Origin of the sequence: Burkholderia sp. AU27893, from assembly GCF_002223205.1 — a bacterium.
Taxonomy (GTDB): Bacteria; Pseudomonadota; Gammaproteobacteria; order Burkholderiales; family Burkholderiaceae; genus Burkholderia.
This window is the reverse complement of sequence record NZ_NKFD01000004.1, coordinates 468,738-481,142: the sequence shown is the minus strand read 5'-3', so window position 1 is coordinate 481,142 and position 12,405 is coordinate 468,738. Positions and strand designations below refer to the sequence as shown.

The window sequence follows — 12,405 nt, the reverse complement described above, 5'->3', positions numbered from 1 at the left end:
CATGACGCGCAAGCGATGGCATTCGATCACAGAAACCACCGATACTCCCGCGCCCCGATCTCATTGCGAAAATCCAGCTCCTCCTGCCGCTTGTTCTCGCAATACACCATCACGAACTCGCTGCCGAGCCCATCGCGGACGACCGCGTGATCCTGCATCTCCGCGACAGCCGACAGCATCTCCTTCGGAAAGTCGATCCCGCTGCCGCGATCCTCGTTGAGCGGCGCGATCGGCTCGCGCTTCGCGCCGAGCCCATGCTCCATCCCGGTGAGAATCGCCGCGAGCACGAGATAAGGATTCGCGTCCGCACTCGCGAGCCGGTGCTCGATCCGCAGGTTGCGTGCATCCGATTCGGGAATCCGGATGCATGCATCGCGATCCTCGAAGCCCCAGCTCGCGCGGCTCGCCGCATTCACCATCGAGCCATAACGCCGGAACGCATTGTGGTTCGGCGCGAACACGGGCATGCAATGCGGCAGCAGCGCGAGGCAGCCGGCCACCGCGTGCCGCAGCGGCCGCTGCCCGTCCACCGCGAGCAGGTTGCGACCCGCATCGTCGTAGAGGCTCACGTGCACGTGCATCCCGCTGCCCGGCGCATGCAGGTACGGCTTGCCCATGAAGCTCGCGCGATAGCCGTGCTGCAACGCGACGCCGCGCGTGCTGCGGCAGAACATCGCCGACCAGTCTGCCGCGCGCAGCCCGTCGTCGCAATGGCCGAAATTGATCTCGAACTGGCCCGGCCCGAGCTCGGCGGTGATCACGGTCGCGTCGATGCCCTGCACGCACGCGACGTCGACCATTTCGTGCAGCACGTCGGAGAAGCGCGACAGGCGCTCGATATGCATGTTCGGCTGATCGTCGCGATCATCGGACAGGCGGTCGCGCGGATACTTCGGCATCCCCTCCTCGAGCTGCGCGGCGAACAGGTAGAACTCGAGCTCGAACGCGACGACCGGCCGGATGCCGCGCCGCGCGAGCCGCTTCAGCACGCGCGCGAGCACCTCGCGCGGCTCGAACTCGACCGGCGCATCGGTGCCGTCCGTCGTGATCAGCATCTGGCCGAGCGGCTGCTTCTCCCAGGTCACCGGCTTCAGCGTGCCGGGGATCAGCCGGCGCACGGCGTCCGGGTCGCCGTCGTTGAAACAGTAGTCGCCGATCTTGTAGAGCCCGCCCTGCGTGCCGAGCAGGATGCAGTTCTGCGGCAGCTTCAGCAGCGAGCCGGCCGCCACCTTCTCGAGCGCATCGATCGGGTAGCGCTTGCCGTAGAAATGCCCGGGCAGGTCGAGGCAGATCAGGTCGACATAACGGATCTCGGGATGCGCCTGCCGGAATGCGCGGACCTCGGCGACCAGCGCGGAAACGACGTCAGCCATGTCTCATCCTTTCCATGTCTTGTATGGCGGTGCCGCGGGGCGGCGAACCGGATTCATGCAGCACACTCGACAACGAACGCCGCATTTAAATCAGTACTGCAAACATGCTACGTGACGCGATGGCCTGCATCACCGCGCGCCCCGCCAACCACTCAGGTGAATACCCAGATCACGCGCGTTGGCGCATCGGTCAAATTGGCATAACGAAAGCGCTTGTGCGCGGGAAGCTGGAATGCGTCGTTCGGGCCGAGCGTGACGGGCGTATCGTCGCCATCGACCCAGATCGTCAGTTCTCCTTCGAGCACGAAACCGCCCTGCTCGTCACTGTCGTCGACGGGCCGCTCGCCGCTGCTCGCGCCCGGCGCGAGATGGCTTTCGAGGATCGAGAAGCGCGAGCGCATGTTCGGCGACACGAGGATGTCGGTAATGCCGGCCGCGTAATACACGGTGCGCCGCTCGTCGGGCCGCGTGACCCACGGCACGCTGCGCGGCTTGCTCAGGCTGTAGAAATAGGTGGTCGGCACGCCGAGCGCCTCGCCGATCGCGGTGAGATCCGCCACCGTCGGGCGCGACAGCCCGCGCTCGACCTGCGACAGAAAGCCGACCGAGCGGCCGATCCGTTCCGCGAGATCGTTGAGCGTGACCTTGCGATGCTTGCGCAGGTCGCGGATCAGGATCGCCAGGCTTTCTATCTCTTCCTGTTCATTCATGGTGGGTTCCGGTGCAGTCAGACGGTATCGCGCAGACGGTACCAGGCCTTGCCGATCGCTTCCAGTGGCGCGGCGAGCCGGTCGCCGCCGGGGAAGCGCGGGTTGCGGATGCGCTGATACTGCGCGAGCAGGCGTTCGTCGCCAAGCACCGCATCGGCCACCGCGCGCGCGCCGGCGAGCGTCGGCAGCACGCCATGCCCCGAGAACCCCTGCAGCCAGAAACGCTGCCCGCGGCGGCCGATGTCCGGCGTGCGGCGCATGCTGATGTCGATATGGCCGCCCCACGCGTAATCGAGCGGCACGCCGGCCAGTTGCGGGAACACGCGTTCGAGGTGCGGGCGCGTCGCCGCCGCGATATCGGCCGGAATTCCGCCGAGATACGTGCAGCCGCCGCCGAACAGGAGCCGGTTGTCGGGGCTCAGGCGGAAATAGTCGGGCACGAACTGGTTGTCGATCACGCAGCTGTTCTGCGGCAGCAGCGAACGGGCGACGTCGGGCGCGAGCGGCGCGGTGGCAACCTGGTACGTGCCGACCGGCAGCAGCCGGCGCGCGAGATCGCGATCGAGCCGGTCGACATACGCGTTGCAGGCCAGCACGAGCACGTCCGCACGCACTTCGCCGCGCGCCGTGCGGGCAACGTGACCGTTGGCCGTCTCGCGGCAGTCGAGTACGCGGCTCTGCTCGAAGATGCGGCCGCCCGCGCGCTCGATCGTCTGCGCGAGGCCGAGCGCGAGTTTCAGCGGGTTCAGGTGGCCGGCCTCGGGATCGTGCAGCGCCGCAAGGTAACGCGTGCCGCCGATCCATTCGGGCATCTCGTCACGGCCGATCACGCGCAGCCGGTCGTAGCCCCAGCGCTCGGCCGCCTCGTCACGCGCCTGCTCGAGCATCGCGACACGCCGCGGCCGCACGGCCGCCCACAGGCTCCCGGGCCGATAGTCGATGTCGAAACCGTGCCGCGCGGGCAGTTCGCGCACCTCGGCCGCGGCCCAGCGCATGCTGTCCCACAGCAGGCGCGCGCCGTCGCGGCCGAGCGCATCCTCGAGCGGCTGCATGTCGCACGACCAGCCGAGCAGCGCCTGCCCGCCGTTGCGGCCCGACGCGGCCCACGCGACGCGGCTCGCTTCGAGCACAACGACCCGCTTGCCGGCGAGCGCCAGGCGCAACGCCGTATGCAGCCCGCTGAAACCCGCGCCGACGACGAGCACGTCGGCGTCGATGCGTTCGTCCAGTGCCGGACGATGCGGGATCGGCGCCGGGTAGGTGCCGGCGTAGTAGCTTGCGACGTGACGGTCGGACTGCACGAACATGCGGACTCCCGTGAAAATTACGCCGAGAAATTTCATGAAAAATTAGCACGGCAATTTCACGGAGGCAAGCGGGCAAAAAAACGCCGGATCGGTCGATACACGACACGCGTTGCGCATGAACCGCATCGCCCCGGTGAAGGTTCCTGCCATCCACCCGGACGAAATTTTTACGGTTGTAAAAATTTTGGACTGAGAGAATGACCCGCTGAAACAGCGCGTCACCCCTCCAAGCACGGCCCCCCTTTCAGACCCGACCCAATCGCTGACGGGAGACAAGAAAGATGCCCACGAACCGGGATGCAAGCCCGATGGACGAATCGGATCACGGAGAATTCTCGCTGAGCGAAGTCCCGCTAGAGAAACGCACCGGATTCCTGTCCATCACGATGGTGTTGTTGAGTTTCACGTTCTTCACGGGAACGATGTTTGCCGGCGGCAAGATCGGTGTCGCCTTCGACGTCGTCAGCATGATCCAGATCGCCGTCATCGGAAACCTGTTGCTCGCCGCCTATGCGGCGTCGCTGGCGCTGATTGCCGCCCGCAGCGGCCTGAATGCGGTACTGATGGGGCGGTTCTGCTTCGGGGAAGTGGGCAGCAAGCTGTCCGACTTCCTGCTCGGCTTCGCCGAACTCGGCTGGTACGCATGGGGAACCGCGACGGTGGCGATCGTCCTGGTCAAGCTGCTGGGTTGGCCGCCCGCCGTGACCACGCCGCTGATGATCCTCTTCGGCTTCGGATTTTCCATCACGGCCATCATCGGCTATCGCGGCATGGATGTGCTGTCGCGCGTGTCCGTGCCGTTGATGTTCGTACTGCTGATGACGTCGATGTGGATCGCCACCCGCGATATCGGCGGGTGGGCCGGCCTCACGCATGTCACGCCGTCCCAGTCGATGCCGTTCTCGGCCGCCGTGACCATGGTCATCGGCACCTTTGCCAGCGGCGCGACGCAGGCCACCAACTGGACCCGCCTCGCACGCAGCGCGCGCAGCGCCGTCTCGGCCAGCATGATCGGATTCTTCGCGGGCAACGGCCTGATGATCATCGCGGGCGCATACTGCGCGATCGTCTATCAGCAAGCCGACATCGTCGAGGTGATGATGCTGCAGGGCCTGTCGATCGCGGCGGTCGTGATGCTGTGCCTCAATCTCTGGACCATCCAGGGGCCGACGATGTACAACGTGGCGGCCGCCGGATGCCATCTGCTGCGCACCGAACGGCGCCGCACGCTCGTACTCGTGGGGGCGGCGATCGGCATCGTGCTCGCGGTCGGCGGGATGTACGCGTGGCTGATTCCGTTCCTGGTGCTGCTCGGCTCGATCATTCCGCCGGTCGGCGGCGTGATCATGGCGGACTACTGGTACCGGCATCGCGGGCAATATCCGTCGCTCGCCGCCGCCCGCCTTCCGCGCTTCAACCTGGTCGGCCTGGCCGCGTATGCCATCGGCGCCGGACTCGCCTATACCTCGCCGTGGATCGCGCCGATCGTCGGCATCGCGGCGTCCGCTGGCGCCTACATCGTGCTGCTGCAGATTGCCCGCGCGTTCGCGCGCGAGCCGTCCGTTCAGGGTGAATGATTCCGCTGCGCACCCTCCCGCTCCCCCGAACCACAGGAATCCTCATGAAAATCATCAACGCCAGATTGCGCGGCCGTAGCGGCCTCTTCACGATCGACATCGATGCGGGCACGATTCGCGGCATCGATCTCCAGCCGTCGCCGCTGACGTCTGAAGGGGACGACGTCATCGATGCGGGCAGCCATCTCGTCATCCCGCCGCTGGTCGAGCCGCATATCCACCTGGATGCGACGCTGACCGCGGGCGAACCCGAGTGGAACATGAGCGGTACGCTGTTCGAAGGTATCGAGCGGTGGGGCCAGCGCAAGGCCACCATTACCCATGAAGATACGAAAGCCCGCGCCCACACCACGATCGGGATGTTGCGCGACAACGGCATCCAGCACGTGCGCACGCACGTGGACGTCACCGATCACACGCTTGCCGCGTTGAAGGCGATGCTCGAGGTCAGGGACGAAGCACGCGATCTCATCGATCTTCAGATCGTCGCCTTCCCGCAGGAAGGCATCGAGTCGTTCGAGAACGGACGTGCGCTGATGGAGCGCGCGATCGAGATGGGGGCCGACGTCGTGGGCGGCATTCCGCATTTCGAGAACACGCGCGACCAGGGCGTGAGTTCCATCAAGTTCCTGATGGAACTCGCCGAGCGCAAGGACCGCCTGGTCGACGTTCATTGCGACGAAACCGACGATCCGCACTCGCGCTTCCTGGAGGTGCTTGCCGAGGAAGCGCGGGTTCGCGGGATGGGCCCGCGCGTCACCGCCAGCCACACGACCGCGATGGGTTCCTACGACAACGCCTACTGCTCGAAGCTGTTCCGGTTGCTGAAGCGCTCCGACATCCATTTTGTTTCGTGTCCGACCGAAAGCATCCACCTGCAGGGGCGTTTCGACACCTTCCCGAAACGACGCGGCATCACGCGTGTCGCGGAACTCGATCGTGCCGGCATCAACGTGTGCTTCGGACAGGATTCGATCAAGGATCCGTGGTATCCGATCGGCAACGGCAACATCCTGCGCATCCTCGACGTCGGCCTGCACGTGTGCCACATGCTCGGCTACGAAGACCTGCAGCGATGCCTCGATTTCGTGACGGAGCACAGCGCCCGTGCGATGTCCCTGGGGGACCGCTACGGCATCGCTGTGGGGCGGCCGGCCAACCTGTTGATCCTCGACGCGGATTCCGACTATGAAGTGGTTCGCACGCAGGCCAAGGTGCGCGTGTCGCTCCGTGCCGGGAAGGTCATCATGCAGCGCGCGCCCGAACGCATCACCTACCCTGAAGCGGGCACGCGTTGAGCGGGCGACGCCGCCGGTCCGACATGCGGGAGGAAGCATCGTGAGGCCCCCGTCCGAGCCGACTGCGGGAACGCCCGGCCGGCCTCACGGCCGGCGCGAAGCGCTGCGCGACACGCTCGAGGCGACCATTCTCGCCGCGGCCGAGGAATCGTTTGCCGTTGACGGATTCGAGGGGAGTTCCGTTGCGACGATCGCAGCGGCCGCCGGCCTGTCGAAGCAGAACCTGATGTACTACTTCCCCACGAAGCTGGCGCTCTACCAACGCGTGCTGGACGACGTATTGCGGGACTGGCTCGGCAGGATGCGGGAGTTTGCGGCGCCCGATCGCGAGCCCGCGGAAGCCATGTCGGCGTATATCCGCGCCAAACTCGAATTCTCGAGAAATCGCCCGCATGGATCGCGGGTCTTTGCGCTGGAGATCATCGGTGGGGCCAGGACCTACGGAAAGGAAATCCGCAAGCAACTGATTCCGGTGTTGCGCGACGACATCCGGGTGCTCGAACGCTGGATCGGGGAAGGCAAGGTCAGGCAGGTCGATGCCGAGCATCTGTTCTTCCTGATCTGGGCAGCCACGCAGGCGTATGCGGATTTTGCTCCCCAGATGCTGCTGGTGCTCGGCAAGCGTGCGCTGGAAAGCGACGATTTCGACGCGGCCTACCGCACGATCTCGGATCTGGTGCTTAACGCGTTGATCACCGGCGACCGAAAGACGGATTGACCGCTTGACCACCTCCGTCGCCATTCATGCACGGCACCCCGGCGCCGGCGACGCACGCCGGGGAACCACCGGTCAGTCGTGCTTGTGGCGCTTCCTGTTGCCGTGGTGATGATCGTTGGAACGCGAGTTGTTGCGCGACACGTGGCCGCCCAGCGCCGCACCCGCGCCGCCGCCCAAGCCGGCGCCGACGAGCCCGCCGGCCGTGCCGCCCATCGCGTTGCCCGCAGCGGCGCCTGCGCCGCCGCCCAGTGCGCCGCCGACGATCGCGCCCGTGCGTTCGCGTTTGTTCGACGTCACCGCACCGCCCGCGCCACCGCCCAATGCCCCGCCGATCACGGTGCCCGTGCTGCCGCCAACCGCGTTGCCGACCGCCGCGCCGGCAACGCCACCCAGCGCGCCGCCCAGTGCGTTGTTCGTATCGCCTGCCACGGCCGGCAGCGACGCCACCGCCGCCGCACCGACCACCACGGCCATCCCTGCCAGTTTCTTCAGCATCTGTCTGCCCTCTCCGCCTTGCGAAATATCGATGGGCGAATCTAACACCTTTCCGAAAGGCCCATCGTAATGAAGCGTTAAATCGGGCATTGTCGTGGCCGGATCGTGCGTTTCAGCGGATTCAAGTGGCAAGCCGCCGGTTCGTGGAACCGCACGAGATCGCGACCTAGCTCGACGCATCCGAGAACGCGCCGGAGTGCGTGATGCGATATCGAAGAAATTCAAGCAACGCATGCACTTTGCGTGAGTGGCGGCGATTCGGAAGATAGGCGGCATAAACGCAGACGGTCTGGTCGAGCGGGTTGACCGAGTAGTCTTCGAAAAGACGCGTGAGCCGCCCCGCCATCACATCCTCTTCGACGAGCCATTGGGGAAGCAGTGCGATGCCAAATCCGCTGATCACGGCCTCGCGCAGCACGTCCGAGTTGTTCACCGAAAGTCTGCCGTTGATCTCGACATGCTCGGTGCTGCCTGCGCGAGTGAACGACCAACGCTGCGCAGCGGCCTGGTACGCAAAACGCAAGCATTGATGGTTTCGCAGATCGTCCGGAGAAGCGGGCATTCCGTTGCTTTCCAGATAGTCACGACTCGCGACGACATAGCGATGATGTTCCGCCAGGCGATTGACGATCAGATTCGGCTGGTTTGCAGGTGTGCCGATGCGCACCGCAACGTCAATTCGCTCGGTCGCCAGATCCAGGTACGAATCCGAAAGCACCAGATCCAGGGATACGCGGGGATGCTGCTGCAGGAAGCCGGCCAGGTGCGGCCCCAGGCACAGGCGCCCGAAGGTCACGGGCATCGAAACACGCAGCGGTCCAATCGCGTCGACACCCGTGTCGGACACACTCCCATCGGCTTCGTCGAGGTCCGACAGCACGCGCGTGATCTGCTCCAGATACGCGGAACCGGCATCCGTCAACGTCACGTGACGCGTCGTGCGAGTCAGCAACGCGCTGCCAAGAGACTTCTCCAACGCGTCCATCAGGCGCGTCACCGACGAAGTGGCCACCCCCATGCGGCGAGCCGCCTTCGAAAAGCCGCCCGTTTCCGCGACGTCGATGAATGCCCGCAACGCAAGAAGCTTGTCCACGCCATGTCCTTTATCTTTGCGCACACCGCAATGCTGGTTTGCGATTGGTTCATATTCTTTTACCCTGACGCAAAGCCTAAAGTGCTTGAACCGTCAACGCAAGGAGCCTCCAAATGAATCCGCTCGACATCCAGGTCACGTACGACTTCATCTGCCCGTGGTGCTGGATCGGCCACGCACATCTCAAGGCAGCGCTCCGGGAGGCCAACCTGGCCGTCGCACCGGCCATCAAGTACCTTCCGTATGAACTCAATCCGACCATGCCCAAGGACGGAATCGATCGAAAAGCCTATCGCAGCGCCAAATTCGGCAGCTGGGCACGTTCGCTGGCAATGGATGCCGACGTCACGCTGGCGGGCAAACGCGCAGGTGTCGAATTCAACTACGACCGCGTCGCGGTCACGCCCAATACGCGGCTTGCCCATCGCCTGATGTTCCTCGCTCAGTCCAAGGGAGATGCGGCCAGGACCGAAGCACTGTTCGAGGCGGTTTTCTCTGCCTACTTTTCCGACGGACAGGACATCGGCATGGCCGAGGTTTTGGTCAGCCTCGCGGAAAGGACGGATTTCGACGCGGACGAAGTGCGCAGTTTCCTGGCGACGAACGACGGCGAGCGCGAAGTCGTTGCCGACGAACTGCGGGCCGGGGCGGCCGGCATCCGGTCGGTGCCGGCAATCCGTGTGGGCGGCGTTCCGGTTAGCGGTGCACAACCGGTTTCGGTACTCGCTGAAGTGCTTCGGCATGCCATCGGCGACAAAACCGCCAACGCCGCCGTCTAAATCGACACCTGCCGGTGAACGCAAGCGCGCACGCTCGATTCGCTGAATCGGGCATGCGCGCCAAGCACCACACACGCTACTCGTTTGGAGAGATTCATGGTCGCCACCGCAAAAGCCAGGCCGCGCGCACTGATCATCGGCGGCTCGCTCGGCGGGCTCTTTACTGCAACGACGCTGCAAGCCGCGGGGTGGGACGTCGACATCTTCGAGCGCTCCCCGAGTGAACTGGACAGCCGAGGCGGCGGAATCGTGTTGCAGGGCGACGTCCTGTCAGCGTTTCATTTCGCCGGAATTCAGACCGGCGCCGCGCTCGGCGTGCGGTCGGGCGACCGCATCTACCTGGACCGTACCGATCGCGTCATTCAGCGCAGCTTCATGCCGCAGACCCAGACGTCCTGGAACATGCTCTACGGCACGATGAAGGCGCACCTGCCCGCGCAGGTCTTTCATCCGGGCGAGCGCTTCGTCCGCTTTGAACAGAACGGCGACCGGATCACCGCCTACTTTGCCAGCGGCCGCATCGAAACCGGCGATCTGCTCGTCGGTGCGGACGGCGCACGCTCCACGGTCCGAGAACAAGTTTCTGCTGGCCTGGCACCCACCTACGCCGGATATGTCGCGTGGCGCGGGCTCATTCCTGAAGCGGCACTCCCGGCAAGCGCCGCGGATGTTCTCAAGGGAACCTTTGCCTTCCAGCAAGGCCCCGGCCACCTGATGCTCGAATATCTCGTCCCGGGCGAAGACCTGTCGACGCAGGAAGGTCAGCGGCGCTGGAACTGGGTGTGGTACCGGAAGGTTGCCCACGGCGACGAACTCTCATCGTTATTGACCGACCGCTCCGGGATACGCCACTCGTTTTCGCTGCCTCCGGGCGCATTGAAAGACGAAGATCTCGCCAGCCTGACGCAGGCGTCGAAGGCGCTTCTCGCGCCAACTTTCCAGACGTTGGTCGAAGCCACCCACGAACCGTTCGTCCAGGCCATCCTGGATCTGCAGGTGAAGCAGATGGTGTATGGCAGAGCGATCCTGCTGGGCGATGCAGCCTTCGTTCCGCGCCCTCATACCGCGGGCAGTACCGCCAAGGCAGCCGCCAACGCATTGACGTTGGCCAAGGCGCTGCAATCCGCGAATTCCGACATCGATGCAGCCCTGTCGCGTTGGCAGGCTGAACAATTGAGTCAGGGCATCGACATGACCGAATGGGGAATGGACATCGGCGACCGGATCATGGGCATCCCGCGCAGCCATGTCGTCCTGACGAGCGCTTGAGCAACAACCGCCGCACATACTGGCGCAAACCCGTGTGGCGGCGCCGTCGGGCACACGTCGCGAAGCGAAAGCGGCTATCGTCACGGAACATGCGCCGCGCCGCGCGATCATGTGCTCGGAAGCGGTGTGGCGGCGCTGCCACCGGCGGATCGTGTCCGACTACCTGATCGCGCGCGGCGAAACGGTGCTGCACATCATGGCCCCCCACCGCGTGGAACCCGCGCACCTGACGGCCGGCGCGGTGATCCGGCCTGACGGCACGATCGTCTATCCGGTCGCCGGGGACGACGCCACGGCGTCGGGGGCAACCGCGCCCCCGAACGCATCGCGCGGCGCCCCGTTCGATGGCACGGCGGGCAGCGCATCGCGAACCTCGTCAGTTCCGCGCCGATGCGGGCGCGCCATTCGGCTGCATCAGGCTCGTGCGCACCACCGGCATCCCCGACGTCACCGCGCCGCCGGCCGGAATCGTCCCGGACGGGGACGCGCCGACCGGCGTCGCCAGCGCCACGCCACCCAGTGAATTGCCGTACGCGACGATATCGGCGGCCGGGCACTTGTTCGTCAGCAGCGACACCGGCATGCCGGCGATCGATGCGAGCGTCGTGTCGGCCACCGCGAAATGGCAGACGTTCCCCACCGCCCGGAAGCCGTCATAGCCCGAGCCCGATACGCGGTTGCCCTTCACGACGACGTACGACACCGTCCCCGACCAGGTATCGAGCTCGATCGCGGCCTGGTGGGTAGGCGGCAGGCCGTTGTTCGCATTCGTGCCGTCCTGGATCGCGCCGACGACGTTGTTCTCGATCACGACGTCCGACACGCCGTAGGTCTTCCAGCTATCCTCCTGCGCGACCAGGATGCCGGCCGCCTTCTGCACGCCGCTGACGGTGTTGTTCGATATCGTCACGGTCCGCCCGCCGACCACGGAGATGCCCCGCCCCCAGTAGTTGCCCGATACCGTATTCCCGTCGATCAACACGTTGGCGCTGAGGCGGCCGTCACCCTGGTAGCTGACGACGGCGATCAGGTCGTCCCCGGTGTTCTTCACCGTATTGCCGCGCACCAGCACGTTGGTCGAGCCGTACGTCGTGTGGATGCCGTCGGCCAGCGTCGCCTCCACGGTGTTGCCCACGATCGCCACGCTGCTGCCGCCGAACACGAAGATCCCGGCGCTGGCGCCACCCTGGATCGTCACGCCGAGCACCTGGACGCCGGTGCCCGTCACCTCGACCTTCGTCGAGGCGGGCGTCGTCAGCCGCGTCGTACCCGTGCCGACCAGCGTGACGCCGACGAGCGTCGAACCGCTGCCGCTCATCACGATGGTCTGATCAACCGGGTTGGTCGCAACCAGCGTCGCGCCATAGCCCGAGATCACGACGTTCGCCTTGGACACCGTCAGCGACCGGCCGACGGTGTAGCGTCCCGGCGCGAGCACGAGGCGCTGGCCCGGCTGCAATGCATCGAACGCGGCCTGCAGCGCATCGGCCTGGTCGCCGCCGTTCGCCGTCGGCTGGACGGTCACGGTCGAAAGCGCCGGTGCGCTGCGTGACGGATGCGCATGACGAGCACCGCCCGGCGTGTAGGCGGCCGCCGGCGATGCGGCAAAACAGGCGGTGCAGATCAGACAGACGGCCGTACTCGGACCGACCCCTCGAAACGACTTTTTCATGGTTGTTCTCTCACGCCCGTTCGCCCGCGACGACCGGCCAACGGCTGACGGTCGCGACGCGTTCGAGCAACGGCGATCGCACGGCGCGTGGCACACGCGGCGCACCATCCCGAC

Annotated in this window: 11 protein-coding genes and 1 pseudogene; 6 read left to right on the top strand and 6 right to left on the bottom strand. The window is 65.6% G+C overall.

The genetic code is table 11. From position 1 onward, the window contains the following. Positions 1-26 precede the first annotated feature (26 nt). The 3 genes from CFB47_RS22030 to CFB47_RS22020 all read right to left on the bottom strand — a co-directional run bounded on the left by CFB47_RS22030 (position 27) and on the right by CFB47_RS22020 (position 3,390). Positions 27-1,373: a glutamine synthetase family protein gene (locus CFB47_RS22030; RefSeq protein ID WP_089462270.1), complete on the bottom strand. Its 1,347-nt coding sequence runs from the start codon at positions 1,371-1,373 to the stop codon at positions 27-29. Between the two features lie 152 nt (positions 1,374-1,525). Then, positions 1,526-2,083: a helix-turn-helix domain-containing protein gene (locus CFB47_RS22025; RefSeq protein ID WP_089427004.1), complete on the bottom strand. Its 558-nt coding sequence runs from the start codon at positions 2,081-2,083 to the stop codon at positions 1,526-1,528. 17 nt (positions 2,084-2,100) lie between these two features. Beyond that, a complete protein-coding gene (locus CFB47_RS22020; protein WP_089462269.1) occupies positions 2,101-3,390 on the bottom strand; it encodes an FAD-binding oxidoreductase in 1,290 nt (429 codons plus the stop codon). 281 nt (positions 3,391-3,671) lie between these two features. Here CFB47_RS22020 and codB point away from each other — a divergent pair, with 281 nt between their 5' ends. The 3 genes from codB to CFB47_RS22005 are packed head-to-tail and all read left to right on the top strand — an operon-like array spanning position 3,672 to position 6,983. Continuing rightward, entirely contained in the window at positions 3,672-4,967 is a 1,296-nt protein-coding gene (gene codB / locus CFB47_RS22015) for a cytosine permease (protein WP_373453152.1), read from the top strand. Between the two features lie 44 nt (positions 4,968-5,011). Next, the gene (gene codA, locus CFB47_RS22010; protein ID WP_089462268.1) at positions 5,012-6,265 is read left to right on the top strand and encodes a cytosine deaminase; all 1,254 of its coding nucleotides are present in this window, start codon (positions 5,012-5,014) and stop codon (positions 6,263-6,265) included. A gap of 40 nt (positions 6,266-6,305) precedes the next feature. Continuing rightward, entirely contained in the window at positions 6,306-6,983 is a 678-nt protein-coding gene (locus CFB47_RS22005; protein WP_089462267.1) for a TetR/AcrR family transcriptional regulator, read from the top strand. Positions 6,984-7,055: 72 nt separating this feature from the next. On the opposite strand, the gene CFB47_RS22000 is transcribed toward CFB47_RS22005, so the two are convergent. Beyond that, entirely contained in the window at positions 7,056-7,478 is a 423-nt protein-coding gene (locus CFB47_RS22000; protein ID WP_089462266.1) for a hypothetical protein, read from the bottom strand. Between the two features lie 166 nt (positions 7,479-7,644). Continuing rightward, positions 7,645-8,571: a LysR family transcriptional regulator gene (locus tag CFB47_RS21995; protein ID WP_089462265.1), complete on the bottom strand. Its 927-nt coding sequence runs from the start codon at positions 8,569-8,571 to the stop codon at positions 7,645-7,647. A gap of 113 nt (positions 8,572-8,684) precedes the next feature. Between CFB47_RS21995 and CFB47_RS21990 the strand changes: the two genes are divergently transcribed. The 3 genes and pseudogenes from CFB47_RS21990 to CFB47_RS41785 form a co-directional block, all read left to right on the top strand. Continuing rightward, the gene (locus CFB47_RS21990; RefSeq protein WP_089462264.1) at positions 8,685-9,350 is read left to right on the top strand and encodes a DsbA family oxidoreductase; all 666 of its coding nucleotides are present in this window, start codon (positions 8,685-8,687) and stop codon (positions 9,348-9,350) included. A gap of 96 nt (positions 9,351-9,446) precedes the next feature. Beyond that, positions 9,447-10,619 carry an FAD binding domain-containing protein gene (locus tag CFB47_RS21985; protein ID WP_089463507.1) on the top strand — a complete coding sequence of 391 codons (1,173 nt, stop codon included), beginning with the start codon at positions 9,447-9,449 and terminating at the stop codon, positions 10,617-10,619. Positions 10,620-10,695: 76 nt separating this feature from the next. Next, a pseudogene (locus tag CFB47_RS41785) lies at positions 10,696-10,926 on the top strand (DUF488 family protein); the annotation flags it as partial. Positions 10,927-10,995: 69 nt separating this feature from the next. Here CFB47_RS41785 and CFB47_RS21975 read toward each other — a convergent pair. Next, positions 10,996-12,291 (bottom strand): nitrous oxide reductase family maturation protein NosD, encoded by a 1,296-nt coding sequence (locus tag CFB47_RS21975; RefSeq protein ID WP_089462263.1) that lies wholly within the window; start codon positions 12,289-12,291, stop codon positions 10,996-10,998. Positions 12,292-12,405: the final 114 nt, after the last annotated feature.